Annotated in this window: 21 protein-coding genes; 6 read left to right on the top strand and 15 right to left on the bottom strand. The window is 62.4% G+C overall.

Annotated elements, in window-relative coordinates; translation table 11 throughout:
- The first annotated feature begins 53 nt into the window (after window positions 1-53).
- Window positions 54-575: a DUF2062 domain-containing protein gene (locus DKW65_RS06305; RefSeq protein WP_111656451.1), complete on the top strand. Its 522-nt coding sequence runs from the start codon at window positions 54-56 to the stop codon at window positions 573-575.
- Here the strand turns inward: DKW65_RS06305 and lolD are convergent.
- Both lolD and DKW65_RS06295 read right to left on the bottom strand, forming a co-directional pair.
- The gene (lolD, locus tag DKW65_RS06300; protein ID WP_111656450.1) at window positions 572-1,264 is read right to left on the bottom strand and encodes a lipoprotein-releasing ABC transporter ATP-binding protein LolD; all 693 of its coding nucleotides are present in this window, start codon (window positions 1,262-1,264) and stop codon (window positions 572-574) included. The two genes, DKW65_RS06305 and lolD, sit on opposite strands and share 4 nt — an antisense overlap.
- Window positions 1,257-2,492, bottom strand: coding sequence for a lipoprotein-releasing ABC transporter permease subunit (locus DKW65_RS06295; RefSeq protein ID WP_111657551.1), 1,236 nt, complete (start codon window positions 2,490-2,492; stop codon window positions 1,257-1,259). Before DKW65_RS06295 ends, lolD begins: the two co-directional genes overlap by 8 nt.
- Window positions 2,493-2,705: 213 nt before the next feature.
- Here DKW65_RS06295 and DKW65_RS06290 point away from each other — a divergent pair, with 213 nt between their 5' ends.
- The 5 genes from DKW65_RS06290 (at window position 2,706) to DKW65_RS06270 (ending at window position 7,768) form a co-directional block, all read left to right on the top strand.
- On the top strand, window positions 2,706-3,425 hold the full coding sequence (locus tag DKW65_RS06290; protein ID WP_111656449.1) for a hypothetical protein: 720 nt from the start codon (window positions 2,706-2,708) through the stop codon (window positions 3,423-3,425).
- A 63-nt stretch (window positions 3,426-3,488) separates the two neighbouring features.
- Window positions 3,489-4,511 (top strand): agmatine deiminase family protein, encoded by a 1,023-nt coding sequence (locus DKW65_RS06285; RefSeq protein WP_111656448.1) that lies wholly within the window; start codon window positions 3,489-3,491, stop codon window positions 4,509-4,511.
- Window positions 4,511-5,407, top strand: a complete 897-nt coding sequence (locus tag DKW65_RS06280) for a carbon-nitrogen hydrolase (RefSeq protein ID WP_111656447.1) — start codon at window positions 4,511-4,513, stop codon at window positions 5,405-5,407. The genes DKW65_RS06285 and DKW65_RS06280 overlap by 1 nt, the downstream gene beginning before the upstream one ends.
- Before the next feature lie 382 nt (window positions 5,408-5,789).
- The gene (locus DKW65_RS06275; protein ID WP_111656446.1) at window positions 5,790-6,725 is read left to right on the top strand and encodes a LysR family transcriptional regulator; all 936 of its coding nucleotides are present in this window, start codon (window positions 5,790-5,792) and stop codon (window positions 6,723-6,725) included.
- Between the two features lie 239 nt (window positions 6,726-6,964).
- Window positions 6,965-7,768 carry a glycerophosphodiester phosphodiesterase gene (locus tag DKW65_RS06270; protein ID WP_111656445.1) on the top strand — a complete coding sequence of 268 codons (804 nt, stop codon included), beginning with the start codon at window positions 6,965-6,967 and terminating at the stop codon, window positions 7,766-7,768.
- Here DKW65_RS06270 and DKW65_RS06265 read toward each other — a convergent pair.
- The 13 genes from DKW65_RS06265 to DKW65_RS06205 all read right to left on the bottom strand — a co-directional run bounded on the left by DKW65_RS06265 (window position 7,742) and on the right by DKW65_RS06205 (window position 21,384).
- A complete protein-coding gene (locus tag DKW65_RS06265; protein WP_245932408.1) occupies window positions 7,742-8,944 on the bottom strand; it encodes a patatin-like phospholipase family protein in 1,203 nt (400 codons plus the stop codon). The two genes, DKW65_RS06270 and DKW65_RS06265, sit on opposite strands and share 27 nt — an antisense overlap.
- 11 nt (window positions 8,945-8,955) lie before the next feature.
- Window positions 8,956-9,186, bottom strand: coding sequence for a (Na+)-NQR maturation NqrM (gene nqrM, locus DKW65_RS06260; RefSeq protein WP_211315755.1), 231 nt, complete (start codon window positions 9,184-9,186; stop codon window positions 8,956-8,958).
- 27 nt (window positions 9,187-9,213) lie between these two features.
- The gene (locus DKW65_RS06255; protein WP_245932407.1) at window positions 9,214-10,266 is read right to left on the bottom strand and encodes an FAD:protein FMN transferase; all 1,053 of its coding nucleotides are present in this window, start codon (window positions 10,264-10,266) and stop codon (window positions 9,214-9,216) included.
- Complete coding sequence (gene nqrF / locus DKW65_RS06250; protein WP_111656444.1) at window positions 10,259-11,488, bottom strand: NADH:ubiquinone reductase (Na(+)-transporting) subunit F; 1,230 nt, start codon at window positions 11,486-11,488, stop codon at window positions 10,259-10,261. Before nqrF ends, DKW65_RS06255 begins: the two co-directional genes overlap by 8 nt.
- A gap of 23 nt (window positions 11,489-11,511) precedes the next feature.
- Window positions 11,512-12,132: an NADH:ubiquinone reductase (Na(+)-transporting) subunit E gene (gene nqrE, locus DKW65_RS06245; protein ID WP_111656443.1), complete on the bottom strand. Its 621-nt coding sequence runs from the start codon at window positions 12,130-12,132 to the stop codon at window positions 11,512-11,514.
- An 11-nt stretch (window positions 12,133-12,143) separates the two neighbouring features.
- On the bottom strand, window positions 12,144-12,809 hold the full coding sequence (locus DKW65_RS06240) for an NADH:ubiquinone reductase (Na(+)-transporting) subunit D (RefSeq protein ID WP_111656442.1): 666 nt from the start codon (window positions 12,807-12,809) through the stop codon (window positions 12,144-12,146).
- 10 nt (window positions 12,810-12,819) lie between these two features.
- The gene (locus DKW65_RS06235; protein ID WP_111656441.1) at window positions 12,820-13,602 is read right to left on the bottom strand and encodes a Na(+)-translocating NADH-quinone reductase subunit C; all 783 of its coding nucleotides are present in this window, start codon (window positions 13,600-13,602) and stop codon (window positions 12,820-12,822) included.
- Window positions 13,602-14,849 carry an NADH:ubiquinone reductase (Na(+)-transporting) subunit B gene (locus DKW65_RS06230; protein ID WP_111656440.1) on the bottom strand — a complete coding sequence of 416 codons (1,248 nt, stop codon included), beginning with the start codon at window positions 14,847-14,849 and terminating at the stop codon, window positions 13,602-13,604. Before DKW65_RS06230 ends, DKW65_RS06235 begins: the two co-directional genes overlap by 1 nt.
- A 2-nt stretch (window positions 14,850-14,851) precedes the next feature.
- Entirely contained in the window at window positions 14,852-16,195 is a 1,344-nt protein-coding gene (locus tag DKW65_RS06225) for a Na(+)-translocating NADH-quinone reductase subunit A (RefSeq protein ID WP_111656439.1), read from the bottom strand.
- Window positions 16,196-16,393: 198 nt separating this feature from the next.
- The gene (locus DKW65_RS06220; protein ID WP_111656438.1) at window positions 16,394-17,833 is read right to left on the bottom strand and encodes a glyceraldehyde-3-phosphate dehydrogenase; all 1,440 of its coding nucleotides are present in this window, start codon (window positions 17,831-17,833) and stop codon (window positions 16,394-16,396) included.
- 82 nt (window positions 17,834-17,915) lie between these two features.
- On the bottom strand, window positions 17,916-18,500 hold the full coding sequence (locus DKW65_RS06215; RefSeq protein WP_111656437.1) for a uracil-DNA glycosylase family protein: 585 nt from the start codon (window positions 18,498-18,500) through the stop codon (window positions 17,916-17,918).
- Between the two features lie 4 nt (window positions 18,501-18,504).
- Entirely contained in the window at window positions 18,505-19,380 is an 876-nt protein-coding gene (tesB, locus tag DKW65_RS06210) for an acyl-CoA thioesterase II (protein ID WP_111656436.1), read from the bottom strand.
- 15 nt (window positions 19,381-19,395) lie between these two features.
- The gene (locus DKW65_RS06205) at window positions 19,396-21,384 is read right to left on the bottom strand and encodes an ATP-binding cassette domain-containing protein (RefSeq protein ID WP_425451942.1); all 1,989 of its coding nucleotides are present in this window, start codon (window positions 21,382-21,384) and stop codon (window positions 19,396-19,398) included.
- Window positions 21,385-21,408 lie beyond the last annotated feature (24 nt).

Raw genomic sequence — 21,408 nt, 5'->3', positions numbered from 1 at the left:
GGGATTACAGCGGGCATAATACGCGCGCCCGAGCCGCCAACTGCGCGAGTGCAATGCCGAGAAAGCTGTTTCGCAAATATCTGCCCACCGCCGAACGCCTGCGTGAAATCCGCTCGCTGGGTGGCATGGGGCACCTGTTCGCCGACCCGAACCTGTGGCATCTGAACCGTCGTTCACTGTCGGGGGCGGCATTTATCGGCATCTTTTGCGCCTTCATGCCGATTCCGCTGCAGATGGTGATGGCAGCGATCCTCGCGCTGCGCTTCAAATGCAACCTGCCCATGTCCATCGTGCTCGTCTGGATCAGCAATCCGCTGACCTATGTGCCGATGTTCTATTTCACCTACCGGGTGGGTGCCTGGATGCTGGGGATGCCGCGCACCATGCCGGAACAGGTCACCGTGGCCTGGTTCGTGGAGCAGCTGATTCCACTGTGGCTGGGGTCGTTACTCTGCGGTCTGGTGTTCGGCGCGATCGCCTTTGCCGTGGTACGGCTGTTGTGGCGCCTGGCCGTGCTGCGCAGCTGGCGGCGACGCGGCCAGGCCAAGACCCAGGACGCAAACGGGGACCATTAGGCGGGGGCGGCAAGCTGCCCGTCGTGGAGTTCACGGCGCTGCGCGCAGCGTATGGCGAACGCCGGATCATGGGTCACGATCAACAGGGCAACGCCATAACGCCGGTTCAGATCCAGCATCAGGTCTTGCACCTGGGTTGCCGTGCGTTCGTCCAGATTGCCGGTCGGCTCGTCTGCAAACACAATGCTCGGCCGGGTCACCAGCGCCCGGGCAATGGCAACCCGTTGGCGTTCACCGCCGCTCAGCATCGATGGTTTGTGCGTCAGCCGCTCCCCCAGCCCCACCGCCTCAAGCATTTCCTGCGCGCGCGTCTGCGCCTGTGCGGCGGAAGCGTCACTGATCAGCAGCGGCATGGCCACGTTTTCCAGCGCGGTGAATTCTGGCAGCAAATGATGGAACTGGTAGATAAAACCCATATGCCGGTTGCGCAGCAGCCCGCGCTGTTTTTCCGTCATGGAGGCCAGCGGCTGGCCCGCCACACTGACCTCGCCTTCACTGGGTGAGTCGAGCCCACCCAGCAGGTTCAGCAGCGTCGACTTGCCGCAACCGGACGAACCGACCACCGCGAGCGTTTCCCCGGCATGCATGCGCAAGTTGATGCCGCTGAGCACTTCCAGCGTCACCGGCCCCTCAACGTAGCGCTTCACCAGACCCTGGGCGTCCAACACGATATCGGCGGGATTACTCATAACGCAGGGCCTCCGCCGGTTCGACGCGGCTGGCGCGCCAGGAAGGATAAAGCGTCGCCGAGAAGCTGATCAGCATGGCGATGGACGCAATCACACCCACATCCCCCCATTGCAGCTCAGAGGGCAGATAATTGACGAAATAGGCGTCGAACATGGTGGCATTGAAGGTGCGCTCTATCCAGGCGCCGACATCCGGCACATAGGTGGACATCAGCACTCCCAGCCCCACCCCGGCGGCGGTCCCGGCAAAACCGATCAGCGTACCCTGGACCATGAAGATGCGCATGATGGTGCCAGGCGAGGCACCGAGCGTGCGCAGCACGGCGATATTGGCGCGTTTCTCGGTCACCAGCATCACCTGACTGGAGACAATATTGAAAGCCGCCACCGCGACGATGAAGGACAGCAGCAGCGTCATCATGGTCTTTTCCATGCGGATCGCCTGGAACAGGTTGCCGTGGCTGCGCGTCCAGTCGCTGGTGTAGTAGGCCCGGCCCATGCCTTGCTGCAGTTCCCAGGCGACACGCTGGGCCGCAAACAGGTCCCTGATCCGCAGCCGGACGCCCTCCACCGTGCCGCCCTGGCGCGCCAGACGCGCCGCATCGTCCACGTGGACATAGGCCAGCAGGGAATCCACTTCCGCCCGCACCCGGAAGATGCCGGTGACCTCGAAGCGCCGGAAACGCGGCGTCACACCCGCCGGCGAAAGACTGGCCTCGGGCAATACCAGCACCACCCGATCGCCGATATCGACGCCCAGTTTGCGCGCCAGCCCATAGCCAAGCACCATGTTGAAGCTGCCCGCTTCCAGGCTGTCCAGATCACCGGCCCAGATATGCTCGCCGACGATGGAGACCTTGCGCTCCGGCTCCGGCTCGATGCCATTGACCATCAGCCCGGCCACCTGACCACCATGGCTGAGCATGCCCTGCAACTCGACGAAGGGCGCTGCGGCCTCCACCAGGGGATGGCGTTCGACCTCGGCAGCCAGCGCTTGCCAATCCTGGACCGGCTCACGGCCATAGAGGGACACATGGGTGACCATCCCCAGAATGCGGGTCTGCAGCTCGCGCTCGAAGCCGTTCATGACGGACAGCACGGTAATCAGCACCGCCACGCCAAGCATCAGGCCCAGCGCGGAGATCAGGGTGATCACGGAGATGAAGCTGTTGCGGGCCCGGGCACCGGTATAACGCAGGCCTACGAACAGGGATACGGGTTTGAACATGGCGCGCATTTAAGCATCATTGCCCTGGTGAGTCACGGGTTTGCCGCTTTGTGAACGGCGGCACGCGAGTGCTTCCGCCAAAGTGGTTGAATAAGCACATCTAACTTTCTAATATCACAAGACTTTCAATTCCAATATCACAGCAATTCCAATATAACAGGCTTTTGCACCTCCGACGGGGGAACCGGGATGCGAACAACAACAGGCAGTATCGTGGCAGCACTTCTTCTGTGCCTGCCCTGGGGCAGCGCGCTGGCCCAGGCCATGCCCGAGCGTGGCATGACCCAGACACAGGTGGAGCGCGCCTTCGGGCCGCCCAACACTCGCCGGCCCGCTGTCGGCCAGCCCCCCATCAGTCGCTGGGTGTACGACGATTTCACGGTGTATTTCGAGAACAACTACACCCTGCATGCCGTCTCGCATCACGCCCCGCGCGTGCCGGCGGTGGTCTCAGGCCCGCAGACCGTGGATGAACTGCCCCCTATCGAAGAAATCGATCGTGATCAGCAGACTCCGTCCGCGCGCCCGAAGTTCCAGTTTGATCCCGCCACCGGTCAGATGCGCGAGCTTGATGGCGACGGCCAGGTGAAGCAGGAACCTGCCAGCCCCCCGCCCGCAGCGGAAGCCCCTGCGAGCGCGCCCGAACCCGCGACTACCGAACCCGCCCCGGCCGCTCCCGAACCTGACACGGCAGCGCCGCAGGACGACGAGCCGCGATTCCGCTTCGACCCGAACACCGGCCGCATCGTCGTGGACGACCCTGCGGCAACGCCTCAGGCACAACCGCAGACCGCACCGGAGCCCGCGCCGCAGCAACCCGCGCCGCAGCCCGAACCCGAGCCTGAGCCACCCGCAGCGCAAGACGCACCCGAACCCGCCGAGCGCGATGACCAGGGCGCCGGTGACGGCGGCGGCTTCTTCATTCAGTGGTAGACGGGGCGGCCCTTGCTTTATCCTTGCGCCGGACGATTGACCTGACCCCGGCGCGAGACTCGCATGACACACCTGCTTCCCGAATGGCACCCCCAATGGGGTGTAATGCTGGCCTGGCCCCACCCGAGCACGGACTGGGCCAGGCTGCTGACAGCCGCTGAATCCACCTATACCGAGATCGCCCGGGCCATCCTGGCCCGCGAGCACGTGCTGGTGCTGTGCCACGACGATGCCCATGGCGAACAGATCCGCCAGCGCCTCAGCGAGGCCGGCGCCGACCTGACACGTCTGCATCTGCGCGCCCTGCCCTACAACGACACCTGGGCCCGGGATTTCGGGCCCATTGCCGTCACCCGCGACGGCAGCACCCGCCTGCTCGATTTCACCTTCAACGGCTGGGGCGGCAAGTTCGCCGCCGCCGACGATGACGCCGTCAACCGGCGTCTGGACTGGTCAGTGCCGCGCGAGGCTGTGGATCTGGTGCTGGAGGGCGGCTCCATCGACACCGACGGCAACGGCGTACTGCTGACCACCCGCCACTGCCTGCTCAACCCCAATCGCAACCCGAGCCTGGACGACGCCACCCTCAGCGCCCGCCTGAAGGAAGCGCTGGGCGTGCAGGACATCTGGTGGCTCAGCGAAGGGCACCTGGAAGGCGACGACACCGACGCCCATGTCGACACCCTCGCCCGTTTCTGCAATCCCCGGACCATCGCCTACGTGCAATGCACTGACAGCGAGGACAGCCATTACCCGGCCCTCCAGGCGATGCAGGCTGAACTGGAAACCCTGGCCGAGCGCCACGGCCTGACCCTGGTGCCATTACCCATGGCCACGGCGCAATATGAAGATGGCGAGCGACTGCCCGCCACCTATGCCAACTTCCTGATCATCAACGGCGCCGTGCTGATGCCGACCTACGCCTGCGAGACCGATGCCGAGGCCCTGGAACGCCTGCAAGGCGCCTTCCCGGCCCACGAAGTCATCGGCATTGATTGCCGCCCGCTGATTGCCCAGCATGGCAGTCTGCACTGCGTCACCATGCAATTGCCGGAAGGCGTCTACCCCGTGGAAGGAGACCGCTGATGCGTGTTGCCGTCATACAACAGGCCAACAGTGCCGACCTGGCCGCCAATATGGACCGCTCGGAAGCACTGGTTCGCGATGCCGCCGCCCAGGGGGCCGAACTGGTCATGCTTCAGGAACTGCATCGCAGCCTCTACTTCTGCCAGACAGAAGATACCGACTGCTTCGACCTGGCCGAGACGATCCCCGGCCCCTCCACCGAACGTCTGGGGCAACTCGCCCGCGAGTTGGACATTGTTCTGGTGGGCAGCCTGTTCGAGAAGCGTGCCACGGGCCTGTATCACAATACTGCGGTAGTACTGGAACGCGACGGCAGCCTGGCGGGCATCTACCGCAAGATGCATATTCCCGATGATCCCGGCTTCTACGAGAAATTCTATTTCACCCCGGGCGACGCTCGCTTCAACAGCGGCGCCAGCGGCTTCACCCCGATCCAGACCTCGGTGGGCAAACTGGGCCTGCTGGTGTGCTGGGACCAGTGGTACCCGGAAGCGGCCCGCCTGATGGCCCTGGCTGGCGCCGACATGCTGCTTTACCCCACGGCCATCGGCTGGGCACCGGCCGACGATGACGCGGAAAAACAGCGTCAGCTGAACGCCTGGATCACCATTCAGCGCGCCCACGGGATTGCCAACGGCCTGCCGGTGCTGGTGGCCAACCGCACCGGCTTCGAAGCAGCCCCGCCGGATGGCGGCGACGGTATACAATTTTGGGGAAACAGTTTTATTTCTGGCCCTCAAGGCGAATTTCTCGCGCAGGCCGACGCCGACAGCGAGACCGTGCTGCTGCATGACATTGACCTGCAGCGCAGCGAGACGGTACGCCGTATATGGCCTTATCTGCGCGACCGTCGCATTGACGCCTATGAAGACCTGACCTGCCGTTTTCGCGACTGATATCCTTGAATAACAGCGTGCGGTAACACTTTCTGTTACCGCACGCCTGTTACCGCACGCCACGCACACTTCAGCCGCCACACAATAGTGGCAATATGCCTTCATTGGCAGGCGCCATCGCATCCGGTACTACTGTCGTATAACAAGACCGACAGTGCATACCAATGAATTATCTACGCTATACAACCCCTCGTGAATCTGCTTATATAATTAAATCTGCTTTTCGAAATATCGACTGCTCGTCTCGACGTGTCCCTGCCACGGAAATGTCGAACCCCAGCCGCCCGGCCTGTCATCCGAGTCACGCGTAAGCCTAATGACTCGCACACAGCGCGAAAACACAAACTGGGTTAAAGCTACTTTTCAAAAAGGCAGGGTTTCGATGAATTCAATAGCCGATCTCACCACTTTTGTCCTGGTCGTCCGGGCCGGGACACTGACCGAAGCAGCACGCAGACTCGGCTTGTCGGCGGCCTCCATCAGCAAGCGCATGACGCGCCTGGAGGAAGAGCTGGGCGTTCGCCTGCTCAATCGCAGCTCCCGCTCCATGAGCCTTACCGAGGAAGGCACCGAGCTTTACCACCGTCTGGTGGTGATCCTGGATGACCTCGATGACAGTATCTCGGCCATCGCCCGCAGCGGCGACAACGCCAAGGGCGTACTGCGCGTTGTCTCCACCTCGGGCCTGGGCCGTAACCGCATTGCTCCGCTGGTCTCGCAATTCACCAGTGAATACCCGGAAACCGCTGTCCAGCTGCACCTTTCCGACAAGCATGTGGATTTCATCCGTGAGGGCTATGACATCGCCATTACCATTGGTCAGCCGGGCGATTCCACCCTGATCGCGAAGCGTCTGATGCGTAATCGTTGCTACATCTGCGCCACTCCGGAGTACCTGGCCCAGTCGCCGCCATTGCGCCGCCCCTCTGACCTGAAACGCCACCGCTGCCTGGTGCTGGATTGCTATGGCTCCTTCCGCGACCTCTGGCCGCTGAGCGGCCCGGACAACCGCGAGATGGTCCGCGTCACCGGCAACCTGATTACCGATAGCGCAGAAACGCTGCGCGGCTGGCTGCTGGATGGCCAGGGTATCGCTCTGAAAAGCGAATGGGATGTCCAGGAGGAGTTACAGACTGGCAAGCTGGTCAAGGTACTGGATGGCTATACGGTGCCGAATCTGGACTTCTATATCGTCTATGCGGCGCGCAAGAATCTGCCGGCAAAAACCAAGTATTTCATCGACTTCCTTGAAGAACATGCTCAGGATGCCGGGCTGAACGCGCTGCGCTTTTCAGCGACGGATGACGATGACTGGTAGTTTATGAAAAGCAGCTTTTCTTTTTGTTCTGTTTTCAAGGCATTAGTCATTCTGTAATCTGAGCCGCGTGTGAGGGTATTCCGATACCTGTCGCATAAAGCGATCTCAACTGTTCCTGATATTTGATGAGTTATTGCATCAGACCCGCCCCCCGGCGGGCTTTTTTTGCCTGCTCTTTATTGCCGGAATGTCACCGCCCCGTCATAGTGTCGAGAAACTATTGAGGCATGCAGGGCCTTATGTCAGACATCCCCTATTTTCCCGCCATCGTCGGCCACCGCGGCGCCCGTGGTGAAGCCCCCGAGAATACCCTGGCCAGCTTTCAGGTTGCCGTAGACGCTGGCGTCAAGGCGATCGAGCTGGATGTCCGCATGTCCGCCGATGGCCAGTTGATTGTCGTCCACGATCCCAAGGTAGACCGCACTACCTGGCACACAGGGCCTGTACGGCAGTTCACCCAGGCCGAGCTGGGCCTGCTGGACGCACGCCGCAATACCCCCGGCTGGCACAGCCCCATCGGCATCCCCACCCTGGCGGAGGTTGTGGACCTGTGCCCGCCCGACATGGGCTTCCAGTTCGAGGTCAAGGGCGGCGACGATCGTGGCTACCTGACGCGCCTGGCCCACAATCTGCGTGTGCTGATCGTCGACAAGCGGATGCATGATCGCGTGGTGGTGACGTCCAGCCATACCGGCTTCCTGCGCATGATGGCCGTGCAGGCGCCCAATGTAATGCGCGGCTACGTCTGCGAGTACCGCTATCTGCAGCCGACGCGGCGTACAGCAGCGCTGGGCTGCCGCTGGCTGATCGCCCATTACAGCCTGGTCACGCCACGCATGATGCAACGGGCGCGCAAGCGTGGGCTGCGTGTGTCGGTGTGGACCGTCAATGACTTGCGTGAAGCCGAGCGGTTGGTGGCGTTGGGGGTGGACAGCATCATTACCGACTACCCCACCAGCTTCATTACCCACTTCACCAGCCAGGAACGCCGCCGCAAGGGGCCGCTTCCGCAGCCCTCACCCCCGCTGATCGAGGGGCTCTGAGGCCACGCTGCCGCTGATCTCGAAGAAGGCCCGGATTTCGTCCGCCCGGGCCAGGGCATCGCGGTGCCCCAGGGCCATCAGCTCGCGGCAGAAGCCGGGTTCGAACAGCAGGTAGCTGACCGCTGCGGCGCCCGCCGAGCGGGTACCGCCGGAACCGCGCAAGAAAAAGCGCAGCGTACGTGGCAGTTCACCGATATGAGCGGCGGCGATCTCGTCGATGGGCTGTGACGGGTAGATCTTCAGCACCTCGACCTCCCGCAGGGCGATATCGTGCTTGTCGCGCACACCGCGTGGCAGGGCGGCCACGGTGCTGTTGATGCGCTCCAGCCGCTCCACGTCGCCTTCCAGAGTATCCACGAAGACACTGTTGAGGACGTGGCCCAGCACCTGTGCCATCGACGGGTAGGCGTTCAGGTGACGCTGGTGATCGGCGCTCACGTTACCGGAGACCCCGATCACCAGCAGCTTGCTGGCGCCAAGATGCAGCGCCGGGCTGAGTGGCGCCAGCTGCCGCACGGCACCGTCGCCATAATAGCTGCCCGAAACGGACTGGGCCGGGAACAGCAGGGGAATGGCGGACGAGGCCAGCAGATGCTCCAGATCGATCCGGGTACGACGCCCCTTGCGCCGGGCGCGGGCCCACTCCTCCACCTCTGCGGCAGCCTGAAAGAAGGCCACCGATTCGCCGGTGGCATAGGACGAGGCGGTGATCGACAGGGCGTGCAGTTCACCGCGGGCGATGGCCTGTTCGATATGCCGGAAGTTGATGACCAGGGATAACAGACGGCGCAGGGGGCGGCTGTCCAGCAAGGCGCTGTTGACCGGGGTGTTGCCGGTCAGCCAGGTAGGCAGCGCCCAGCGCAGCAGGGACCGGATGAACGCCATCAGATCCGTGCGGTAGATCTGCTCCGCCGTCAGATTGGCCCAGATGCGCTCCAGACCACGCACGGCGAGGCGGTAATTGCCGGTATTGGCGGCCAGACCCGCGGCGTTGATGGCGCCGGCGGAGGTACCGCAGATAATCGGGAAGGGATTCGGCGTGCCGCGCGGCAGCAGTTCAGCCACCGCGCGCAGCACACCCACCTGGTAAGCGGCACGCGCGCCGCCGCCGGAGAGTATCAATGCGCGGTGTTGCGGCACTTGCGGCGGCCGCGTGCGCCACCCGTCAAAGGCCAAGGTCGCTGCAGTCAGTCAAGGGCGTTACGTGACAGGTCGCGGGCACGCTGGGCGGCCTCGCGGCCCTCCGGGGTCTCGCATTCCGAGGGGTTACGGCCACAGATATCGCAGCTGCCGTCCAGGCCCACAGCGCTGAGGCCACCGCATGAGCCCTTGACCGGCTTGTTCGCCACGATCACGCCAATGGCCATACCGGCAAACAGGATGCCCACAATCACGAGGGCGGCAATAAAGGTCATCATGTCAAACGGCTCCCGGTCGCTACGGTGTCATTGTACCAGATAGGCGCTGAAGGCTTCAGTCATGTCTTCACGGAAGCCATCCCCGTCCCGGGAGATCAGCAATACGGCGAGGTCACGCTCACGGGCAAAGGCCAGCCCCTCCTCATGCCCCAGCACGGTAATCAGCGTGGCGTAGCCGTCCGCCTCCATGCAGGACGGGTGGATCACGGTGACCGAGGCCAGTTGGTGGTCCACCGGCTCGGCGGTACGCGGGTCGATGGTGTGCGAGAACTGGCGCCCGCCGTCGCGGAAGTAGTTGCGATAGTCGCCGGAGGTCGCCATCGCCATGTCGCCAGGTTCGACCACACTGTGGATCTGGCGCGCGCCACTGCTCGGCCGCTCCACCCCTACCCGCCATGCGCTGCCGTCGGGCTTGACGCCCCGGGCGCGCATGTCGCCACCGATATCCACCAGCCAGGCCTGCACGCCGCGAGCGTCCAGATACTCGCCCAGCCGGTCAACGGCATAGCCCTTGGCAATGGCGGACAAGTCCAGATAGAGCCCACCCGGCTGCCGGATTTCCCGCCCGTCATCGCGGGTTTCCAGCTGCTGCCAGCCGACCCGGGCGCGGGTTTCTGCCAGGACGTCGGCCGCAGGCGGCTCACGACGGCGACCGTCCGGGCCAAAGCCCCACAGGTTCACCAGCGGTCCAACGGTCGGGTCGAAGGCGCCGTCACTGATGTCGGCCATGCGCAGGGCCGAAGCCAGTACCCGCGCGAAATCCGGCGGAATCCGCTGCCAGGTATCCGCCTCTGCCTGATTGAAACGCGACAGATCGGAGTCCTCGATATAGGTGCTCATCTGCCGGTTGACCAGCGCCAGCAGCGCCTCCAGATCGTCCTGAATCTGTTCGACCGATGAACCGGCCGGCAGACCGGCCATCTGCACCTGCCAGACCGTGCCCATGGTCGGGCCGCCAATCCGCTCAATGCGTTCCGCCCGGTCGCAGCCCTGCAGTATCAGCAGGAGAGCAAACAACAGCAGGGCCCGAAGGCCCTGCGTTGCGATGGAACGATGCATCATCGGCATGCCATCAGCCACCGAAATCATCCAGCAGGATGTTTTCTTTCTCGACACCCAGATCTTCGAGCATCTTGATCACGGCAGCGTTCATCATCGGCGGACCGCACATGTAGAACTCGCAGTCTTCCGGCGCCGGGTGATCCTTGAGGTACTCATCAAACAACACCTGGTGAATGAAGCCGGTCAGGCCGGTCCAGTTGTCTTCCGGTTGCGGGTCGGACAACGCCAGATGCCACTTGAAGTTGTCGTTTTCCTCGGCCAGCTTGTCGTACTCATCCACGTAGAAGGCTTCACGCATGGAGCGTGCGCCGTACCAGAAGCTGATCTTGCGCTTCGAGTTGAGGCGCTTGAGCTGATCGAAGATGTGCGAACGCATCGGTGCCATGCCAGCACCGCCACCCACAAAGACCATCTCGGCGTCGGTTTCCTTGGCAAAGAACTCACCGAAGGGCCCGAACACGGTGATCTTGTCGCCTGGCTTCAGATTGAAGACAAAGGTCGACATGATACCCGGCGGAATATCCTTCGCGCCCGGGGGCGGCGTGGCGATACGGATATTGAACTTGAGCATGCCCCGCTCGTCCGGGTAGTTCGCCATGGAATAGGCACGCACCACGTCTTCGTTGTTCCTGGCCCGCAGGTCAAAGAACTTGAAACGCTCCCAGTCACCACGGAATTTCTCCGGGATATCGAAATCCGAGAACTTGATGTCGTAGGGCGGGCATTCCAGCTGCACATAACCACCAGCGCGGAAGTCAACTTCCTCGCCTTCCGGCAGCTTGAGCACCAGCTCCTTGATAAAGGTGGCCACGTTGTTGTTGGAAATGACTTCGCATTCCCACTTCTTGACGCCGAAGAACTCTTCCGGCACTTCCACCTTCATGTCCTGCTTCACCGTTACCTGGCAGGACAGACGATAACCCTCACGGATTTCCTTCTTGGTGAAATGGCCTTCCTCGGTCGGCAGGATATCACCGCCGCCATCAAGCACCTTGCACTTGCACTGCGCGCAGGTGCCGCCGCCGCCACACGCCGAGGACAGGAAAATCCCCTTGTCGGCCAGGGTATTGAGCAGCTTGCTGCCCGCCGGGGCATTGATACTGATCGACTCATCGTCGTTGATATTGATGCGCACATCACCGGTGCTGACCAGGCGCGAACGGGCCCCCAGAATCACCATCACCAGCAGCAGTACGACCGTGGTGAACATCACCACGCCGAACACGATTTCCAGATTCATCATCGCTCTCCTCTACCCCGCGGTTACAGCTGTACGCCGGAGAAGGACATGAAGCCAAGCGACATCAGGCCCACCACAATAAAGGTAATGCCCAGACCCTTGAGGCCATCCGGTACATCACTGTACTTCAGCTTTTCGCGGATCGCGGCCAGCAGCACGATCGCCAGGGCCCAGCCCACGCCTGCACCGAAACCGAAGACGACACTTTCATTGAAGGTGTAGTCCCGTTCGACCATGAACAGACTGGCGCCCAGAATGGCACAGTTCACCGTGATCAGAGGGAGAAAGATCCCCAGCGCGTTGTAGAGCGCAGGCACATATTTATCCAGCGTCATTTCGAGGATCTGCACCAGCGCGGCAATCACGCCAATGTAGCTGAGCAGACCAAGGAAACGCAGATCCAGACTGCTCAGTGCTTCGATCCCGGTCCACTCCAGCGCGTTTTCGGTCAGCAGGTAGCTCAGGATCAGATTGTTCACCGGCACCGTGATAGCCAGGACCACGATCACCGCAATACCCAGGCCAAGTGCGGTCTGTACTTTCTTGGACACGGCCAGGAAGGTACACATGCCCAGGAAAAACGCCAACGCCATGTTTTCAACGAAGATGGCGCGGATAAACAGGCTCAGATAATGTTCAAACACGTCTCATCCCCTCAGTAAACGTCGCTGGTACGCGAGTTCGGTGCCATCTTGAACTGCTCTTCTTCGACCTGTTCCGGTTTCCAGGCCCGCAGGGCCCAGATGAACAGACCGATCAGGAAGAACGCACTCGGCGGCAACAGCATCAGACCGTTGCTGTAGTACCAGCCGCCCTCGGTGACCAGCGGCATGACCTCGAAGCCGAACAGGGAGCCGGAGCCGAACAACTCACGCGCGAAGCCCACCGCAATCAGCACCACGGAGTAGCCGAACGCATTGCCCAGGCCGTCCAGGAAAGACACGCCCGGGGGGTTCTTCATGGCGAACGCTTCGGCGCGGCCCATGACGATACAGTTGGTGATAATCAGACCAACGAACACCGACAGCTGCCGACTGATGTCATAGGCGTAGGCGCGCAGGAACTGATCCACCACGATCACCAGCGAGGCAATGATGGTCATCTGCACGATGATCCGGATGCTCGACGGGATAGTGGTGCGGATCACACTCACGAACAGGTTGGAAAACACCAGCACGAAGGTCAGCGCCACACACATGGTGAGCGTGGTGCTCAGCTGAGTGGTGACCGCCAACGCAGAACAGATGCCCAGAATCTGCAACGCAATCGGGTTGTTGTCGAAAATGGGCTGGAACAGGATGTCCTTCTTTTTCTCGGCCATGACTGTCTCCTTAATTCAGCAGCGAGCTGTCGTTTTTCAGACGCTCAAGATAAGGGCCGAAACCGTTCGCGCCGACCCAGAACCGCACCATGTTGGTGACACCATTGGCGGTCAGGGTAGCACCGGAAAGACCATCAACCTTGTGCTCGGCATCAGGTGTGCCACTGTCGACACTGCCCTTGATCACCTGGAAAGCCACATCGCCATCCTCGTCGAACAGCTTTTTGCCTTCCCACAGCGAACGCCAGCGCGGATTCTCGATTTCGCCACCAAGACCCGGGGTTTCGCCATGCTCGTAGAACACGATACCCGCGATGGTGTTGATGTCCGTTTCGAGCGACAGGAAACCGTACATCGTGGACCAGAGACCATAGCCATGCATCGGCAGGATCAGGCGTTCAGCCTCACCGGCCTCATTACGCACGATGTAGACTTCGGCCACTCTGGCCTGACGACGGATGGACGCAATGTCCTGGTCACCGGACAACCGGCGCCCCATCTGATCGTCACGGGCTGCACGGCGCTGATCGTAATCATCCGGCATATCGACATACTCGCCGGTTTCGATATCCACGAAGCGGCGGGCGATCTTGTCGAACTCTTCCTGCACATTCACACCCGGCTCATAACGGCCCGCAGCGCGAAGAATATTGACCTGGCGGTCGAGGATCCGGTTGGCTTCCTGGGTCGGGCGCAGGGTGACCGCTGCAGTGGACACCACCACAGCACACACCAGACACACCATGAAGGCAACGAGGAGGGTCCCGCCAACACTGTCTTTGTTAAAAGCCATTACACCACCTCTGCCGTGCGTCGCTGGCGACGTTTGATATTCGCCTGAACCACAAAGTAATCGATCAGGGGCGCACACAGGTTACCGAACAGGATCGCCAGCATCACACCCTCGGGGAACGCCGGGTTGACCACCCGGATCATCACCACCATCAGACCGATGAGTATCCCGAAGACCCACTTGCCGGTATTGGTCATGGCCGCCGACACAGGGTCCGTCGCCATGAACACCAGACCGAAGGCCACGGAACCGATAGTCAGGTGCCAGTACCAGGGCATGGCGAACATCGGGTTGGTATCGCTGCCGATGACATTGAACAGGCTGGCGAGCGCCACGGTGCCGACGAGCACACCGGCCATGATGCGCCAGGAGGCGATGCGGGTGAACAGCAGCACTGCGGCGCCCAGCATGATGGCCAGGGTGGATGTCTCACCGATCGAGCCCTGGATGCCACCGAGGAAGGTCTGCATCCAGGTAATGTCGACGACGTGACCGACGGCAGCATTTTCCGTCAGGCCCGCGGCGAAGTTCAGGTCGCCAGACGCCGCCAGCGACAGCGGCGTCGCACCACTGAAGTTGTCCACAGCGGTCCAGACCGCATCACCGGACATCTGCGCCGGGTAGGCAAAGAACAGGAACGCCCGGCCGACCAGCGCCGGGTTGAGGAAGTTCTTGCCGGTACCGCCAAAGACTTCCTTGCCGATCACGATACCGAAAGAGACGCCCAGGAATACCTGCCACAGCGGAATGGCCGGCGGCAGGATCAGGGTGAACAGGATACCGGTCACGAAGAAGCCTTCGTTCACTTCGTGGCCCCGTTTCCAGGCAAACAGGCCTTCCCACAGGAAGCCGGTCAGGTAGACCGTGATCACGATCGGTATGTAGTACACCAGACCATGCAGGAAGTTGGCCAGGAAACTGGTGTGATCGAAGCCGGTCAGCCCCATCACCAGCGCGGTACGCCAGCCTTCGATAGCGCTGTAGCCGAACTCGGAGATCTGCAGGTTGGCCTGATAGCCGGTGTTGTAGATACCAAACAGGATCGCCGGGAAGGTCGCGAAGAACACGGTCATCATGACCCGCTTCAGATCGATGCCGTCACGCACATGCGATGCCGCCCGCGTGGTGCTGGAGGGGCTGTACAGCATGGTGTCGAACATTTCGTAGAAGACGTAATACTTCTGCAGTTTGCCCCCCTCATGGAAGTGGGGTGCAATCTTGCTATCTATGGTTGCTCTCAAGCCCATGGTCAGCCCTCCAGCTCGATGCGAGTGAGGTTGTCACGAAGAATCGGACCGTATTCGTACTTGCCGACACACACGTAGGTGCACAGCGCCAGGTCCTCTTCCACCAGTTCCAGCGCGCCGAGTTCCTGAGCCGCGTCGGTATCACCGACAATCAGGGCACGCAGCAGCTGAGTGGGCAGGATGTCCAGCGGCATGACCGTCTCATAGTTGCCGATCGGCACCATGGCACGCTCGCTGCCGTTGGTCGTGGTGGTGAAATCGAAGCGCTTGCCCGGAATCAGCCTGGACAAGTAGATGTTCATAACAGAGTGCTTGTTGAGGCCGGGTGAAATATAACCGAACAGCTCGCGTTCACGACCTTCCAGCAGCACGCTGACCTGATTGGCCACGCGCCCGAGATAGGCCAGCGGCCCACGGGCATTGTGGCCATTGAACACGGACCCGGAAATGACACGGTTCTCGCCACGCTTGAGCTGGCCGTCAGTCAGATCGTCCAGGCTGGCGCCGACGCGGGTGCGCAGCAGACGCGGGTTCTCGACCTGCGGACCCGCCAGCGCCACCACACGATCCGTATACAAACGGCCAGTGGTGAACAGCTTGCCGATGGCAATCACGTCCTGATACCCCACGCTCCAGGCGGTCTTCTTCATGCCCACCGGGTGCAGGAAGTGGATGTGCGTGCCGACATTGCCGGCCGGGTGCGGCCCGGCAAAGCTTTCTTCACGGATCTGGCCACCGGCGAACGACGGCAACTCGGTCTTCGGCCCGCGGCAGACCCAGACCGGGCCGTCGGTGAGGCGCGACAGCACGGTCAGGCCGTTGCGGAAGGCGTCCAGCTGTTCATTGATGATGACAGCCGGCTCAGCGGCGAGAGGATTGGTATCCAGCACCGGCACGAAGATGGCGCTGGGGGCCGTGCCCGGTGCCGGCACCTTGCCGAACGGGCGGGTGCGCAGCGTGGTCCACTGTCCGGACTCGATCAGCTGTTCCTGCACTGCCTCACGGCTCAGGCTGGACAGCGCGCCCTGGTTATGGGCCGGGAAGGTCTCGGCGGCATCGCCCTCAACCTCGATTACCACGGATTGCAGGACCCGCTTGTGGCCCCGGTTGATGGCCACGACCGTACCGGCGGCGGGCGCCGTGTACTTGACGCCGTCAGTCTTCTTGTCGGTGAAGATCACCTGGCCCAGCCCGACCCGGTCACCTTCCTTGACTTCCATGGTGGGCTTCATGCCCATGTAATCGCCCCCGAGCACGGCGACGGTGCGTACGCGCGGCCCTTCCTCGATCACCTGGCGCGGTGCACCCGTAATCGGCAGGTCAAGCCCCCGTTTGATTTTGATCATAGCCTCTCGCCCACGTTCTGAAACTCTGGAGATAGGTGCAGCAAACGCTTTTGAAAACCGGCACTTGCGCGATATTTGCCGGGCAGATCACTGGCGCGCGCCATTATAAGGATCAGGCCGCGTCAGCGCCAGCCAGCCGCAAGCGGCCTTCACGTTGACACCAAAAGGCCTGCGGAAGCAGGCCTTTATTCAGTTGGTTCAATCCTTCGGGTACGACGGGAACTCGACCCCGGAAATCTGCTGCAGGATACGGACCACCTGACAGCTGTAACCGAACTCGTTGTCGTACCAGACATAGAGCACACAGTGATTGCCGTTGACGATGGTCGCCTCGGCATCAATCACTGATGCATGTCGCGCGCCCACGAAGTCCGTGGACACGGCATCCGGGGAACTGATGAAGTCGATCTGACGCTGCAGCGGCGAGTGCAGAGACACCCAGCGCAGGTACTCGTTGAGCTCTGCCAGGCTGGTTTCCTTCTCCAGCGTCAGGTTCAGGATCGCCAGCGACACATTCGGGGTAGGCACGCGGATCGAGTTGCCCGTCAGCTTGCCGGCCAGCTCAGGCAGCGCCTTGGCCGCTGCGGTGGCCGCACCGGTCTCGGTGATGACCATGTTCAGCGGCGCAGCGCGACCACGGCGCGGCCCCTTGTGGAAGTTGTCCAGCAGGTTCTGATCGTTGGTGTAGGAGTGCACCGTCTCCACATGGCCCACGGCGATGCCGAACTTGTCGTTCAGGGCCTTCAGCGGCGGCACGATGGCGTTGGTGGTGCAGCTGGCGGCAGAGATAATGGTGTCATCGTCGCCGATCAGGTGATTATTGACCCCGTGCACGATGTTCTTCAGGTCACCCTTGCCCGGCGCCGTCAGAATCACGCGCTTCACACCCGGGCAGCCCAGGTGCTGGCTCAGACCTTCACGGTCGCGCCACTTGCCGGTGTTGTCGATGACCACGGCATTGTTGATGCCGTACCGGGTGTAATCCACTTCCTTCGGATCGTTGGAGTAGATCACCTTGACGTAGTTGCCATTGGCAATGATGGCGCTATCTTCTTCGTCCACCGCGATGGTGCCGGAGAAGGGACCGTGCACGGAGTCACGGCGCAGCAGGCTGGCCCGCTTCTGCAGGTCGCCCTTGCCGGATTCACGCACCACAATGGCCTTCAGGCGCAGGCCGTCGCCACTGCCGGCCTTCTCGATCAGCAGGCGCGCCAGGATCCGGCCGATACGGCCGAAACCGTACAGCACCACGTCGGTCGGCTCCGGGTGCACCACCTTGTTGTCGGTGGCCTCGGCCAGTTCCGCGCGCACGTACGCTTCCAGGGACTTGCCCTGGTTGTCCTGCTTCCAGTTGACTGCCAGCTTGCCGATATCGATGCGGCAGGGCCCGAGGTCCAGCTTGCTGACCTCCTGCAGGATCGGGAAGGTATCCACGACCGACAGCTCAGCGTCCTCGATCTGCTTCACAAAGCGATGCGCCTTGAGAATCTGGATAACGGACTTGTTGACAATGGAGCGGCTGTATACCGTGGTGGTGACATTCTGCTCACGGTACAACTTGCCAATCATCGGAATCATCGACTCGGCGATTTCTTCCCGGTTCTTCCAGCGTCCGAAGTGGTCTTCCAGTTTATTCACGAGATCGGGCCCTCACATGGCAGGAGTTTCGGGGCGCGCATTCTAGCGCTTTGGTGCCCGCTTATCCACCGGGAGTGGAGGGTTATTCGCCCATCAAGGCCGCCACACGTGCCCGCAAAGCTGGCACCACCTCGGCCTCGAACCAGGGCCGCTGGCGCAACCAGCGGGTATTGCGGGGGCTCGGGTGTGGCAACGGGAAGTACGGTGCCGGGACCTCGGCAAAGCGCGCCACCGTGTCCGACAAACTGCCGCGCCAGGCAGGCAGATAGCGCTGTTGGGCATACCTCCCAATCAGCAGTATCAGCCGGATATCCGGCATACCCGCCAGCAGCGAGGGGTGCCACAGGGGTGCGCATTCGGGCCGTGGCGGCAGGTCACCGCCCCGCCCTCGCCCCGGGTAACAGAAGCCCATGGGCATGATGGCGATGCGACTAACGTCGTAGAAGGTCTCCGGCGTCATCCCCAGCCACGCCCGCAGACGCACGCCGGAGGGATCATCCCAGGGGATACCGGAGGCGTGCACCCGCGTGCCCGGGGCCTGACCGATCACCAGCAGCCGCGCCGTGCTGCTGGCCCGCACCACAGGACGCGGACCCAGCGGCAAGACCGCCTCGCAGTGGCGGCAGCCACGCACCTCCTCCAGCAGCGGAATCAGTGCATCGGCCATCAGATCAGCTGCGCGGTTCCTGCGGCCGCAGGCGCATCAGACCTTCCTGGGCCACGCTGGCCACCAGCACCCCGTCCTGCCGATAGATATAGCCGAAATTCATCCCCCGGGCGCCGGAGGCCGACGGGCTCTGGGTGCTGTAGAGCAGCCATTCGTCCACCCGGAAGGGGCGATGGAACCACATGGCGTGGTCGATACTGGCTGACTGCACGTGTGGCTGAAAGAAGTTCATGCCGTGCGGCAGCATGGCCGTGCCCAGCAAGCCGAAATCCGAACAGAAGGCCAGCAACGCCCGGTGCGTGGCCGTGTCCACCTCCAGCGGTTCGGCAATCCGGAACCAGGTCTCGCGTGTCGGGTCCTGCGGTTCAGCCTCGAAACCGTTGGCGGGCTTGATCGGTCTGAACTCCACCGGGCGCTCGGCAAGAAAGGCCTCGCGCATGCGCTCCGGAATCCGGTGCGCAAACTGCTCGCGCAGACTCTGGTCCGACGGCAGGGTCTCCGGGGCGGGCACCGCCGGCATATCGGCCTGGTGCTCCACGCCGCCCTCCTCCACCTGAAACGAGGCTTCCAGAGTGAAGATCGGGCGACCATGCTGGATCGCGGTGACACGACGGGTGGTAAAGCTCTTGCCGTCGCGCACCCGCTCGACGTCGTAAACAATGGGGATGGAGAAATCACCGGGGCGGATGAAGTAGGCATGCAGGGAATGCACCGGCCGCTCGGCGTCCACGGTACGACTGGCGGCCATCAGTGCCTGGCCCGCCACCAGGCCGCCAAAGATGCTTTTCTGGCCGGTATCGCGGCTCTGGCCACGAAACAGATTGGTCTCCAGCTGTTCCAGCCGGATGACGTCCAGCAGATCACGGACGACGTCTTTCATAATGCTCTCGCGCGACTACACAGGCCGCGCATCATAGCACCTTTGGGCCAGACGCTCGCGCCCCCAACTGCGATGGACATAGCCCATCACCCGGTCCAGTTCTTCCTGGGACACCTGGGCGGGTTCGCCATACTCAAGCAGATCGTAGTGAAAGATGTACAGGCGCGACGCGAACTGCTCGAAGGGCAAGGACGCCTCCCCGAACTGCTCGCCACAACCCGAGGTGCTGACCACCAGGCCATCCCCCCAGTCCTGGCCACTGTCGTTGTTGGGGTTATAGAAATACACCCGCATGACCCCCGAGGGGTCCAGCGATACCCGCAGCAGGGTAATGGCATGCCAACCGATGAATCGCGCGGCGCTGTCGGTCACCGCAATGCCCGCAGGCTGAGGATGAATCAACGGCTGATTGCCGTTGTACATCGGGTGATAGGCGGCATAGAAGTGCCGCAGGAAGTCTTCCAGCTCGTGCAGCAGGCCACTGGCCACATCCACATTGATGCGGAAGCCGCGCCCGGACCACCAGCCGTGAAACTCGGGATTGACCCAACGGTGCGGATCGCCTTCGCGACCCGCACAGCGGCGCCCCATTTCCGCATAGATCCGGTCCAGGTGCGGCACAACGAGCAGCGACACCGGGTCCAGATCCACCGGCGCCTCGGCGGCAACGCCGCCGACACTGTCGCGAGAAGAAATGGCCTGCCCTTCGAAATGCATGACGATCTCATCGTCGCGAGCCGCCCAGGCCACCATCTGCAACAGATAGTCCGGATCATTGAACGCCCACATGGACAAGGCACGTGCCGACTGGCAGGTCGGGTTGTTGCCCTGGCCGATCCCCAGCGGCAACCCCATCGTGCACAGCACGCCCTCAAGCAGTCGGGCGGCAGGGGTAATGGTCACGTCGGTACGGTGACGCAGGCGGTCTGCGGCCGACTCGCACAATGGCAATCCGAGCTGCCGCCACAGTGCTGGCGCGATGGGGGGCTGGTAGAGAATGCCGCGCTCCAGCATCAGCGCCAGGCCATATACCGCCTGCGCCGTGCCCGGGAACACCGCAGACCGGATCAGTGCGTGCACCAGTTCGCTGTAACACAGCAAGCAGTCGCGCCCCGTGGAGGACAGACCCAGACACTCGACCAGCAGATGATCGCCCTGCCCCAGCAGGTGACGCAATATGACCGCATGGTAGGGCGACACCAACCCGGTATCGTGCATGGCGCGGGCAAAACCGGACGCTTCATACTGCAGCGCAGGGGCGTCCATCCTGTCCAGACGGCGCTGATACTCATCCAGACCCGGGTCCTCGCGGGTGGCCTGTGTCGGCCCGTACAGACTGCTCACCAGCCGGTCGGCGCCCTGCCCGGCACTGCCCCAGTGAATATCTCGCCGCGCGCGGCACACCGCAATCTGGGTGATCATGTCCTTGACGCTGTCCACCTGAATCGGGCGCTGCTTGAGAATACGCCAGATCTCATCAATCAGTTGATCAATGACGTGCTCATAGCCGATGGTTTCAGCGAGATAACGGAACAGGTTGCGCGGCACCCTGGCCAGACGCCCCTGCTGGGCACGCTCGGCTTCACCGGGAGCGGAAAACAGCAGCTCCAGATTCAGTGCCAGCACCTGGGTCAGGTAATGATGGGCCTGCTCGGAAGACATCAGCGGATGCAGGAACCAGCCCTGAGCCACGGCCAGCAGCCGCAACTGGCTGAGTGATTCGATCACCACCAGCCCGGCATCGGCGCTGCGCAAGGCACCACGGCTGAGCGACGGCACCAGTATCTGCGGTGTCGCCCAGTCGGAACCGGCAAATATACCGGCCTCTTCGAAGGCCTGCGCCCGCGATGCAATCGCAGCACAACCACCCTCTTCCTGCAGCACAAGGCGGGCGGCATCCAGCAGCAGCGGCACCTTGGCCGGTCGGGCGAAGGCGGGGGCCCGCGCCATGGCGGCAAGCGCCTCATCAAAACGCGCAACACGCAAAGCCAACTTCTCTGTCACGGCGATATCATCCGGATCAGTCAC

It is taken from the genome of Isoalcanivorax indicus (assembly GCF_003259185.1).
In the GTDB taxonomy this organism is placed as follows: domain Bacteria; phylum Pseudomonadota; class Gammaproteobacteria; order Pseudomonadales; family Alcanivoracaceae; genus Isoalcanivorax; species Isoalcanivorax indicus.
Note: the sequence above shows the minus strand (reverse complement) of the source record. Positions and strands in the feature narration are given on the sequence as shown.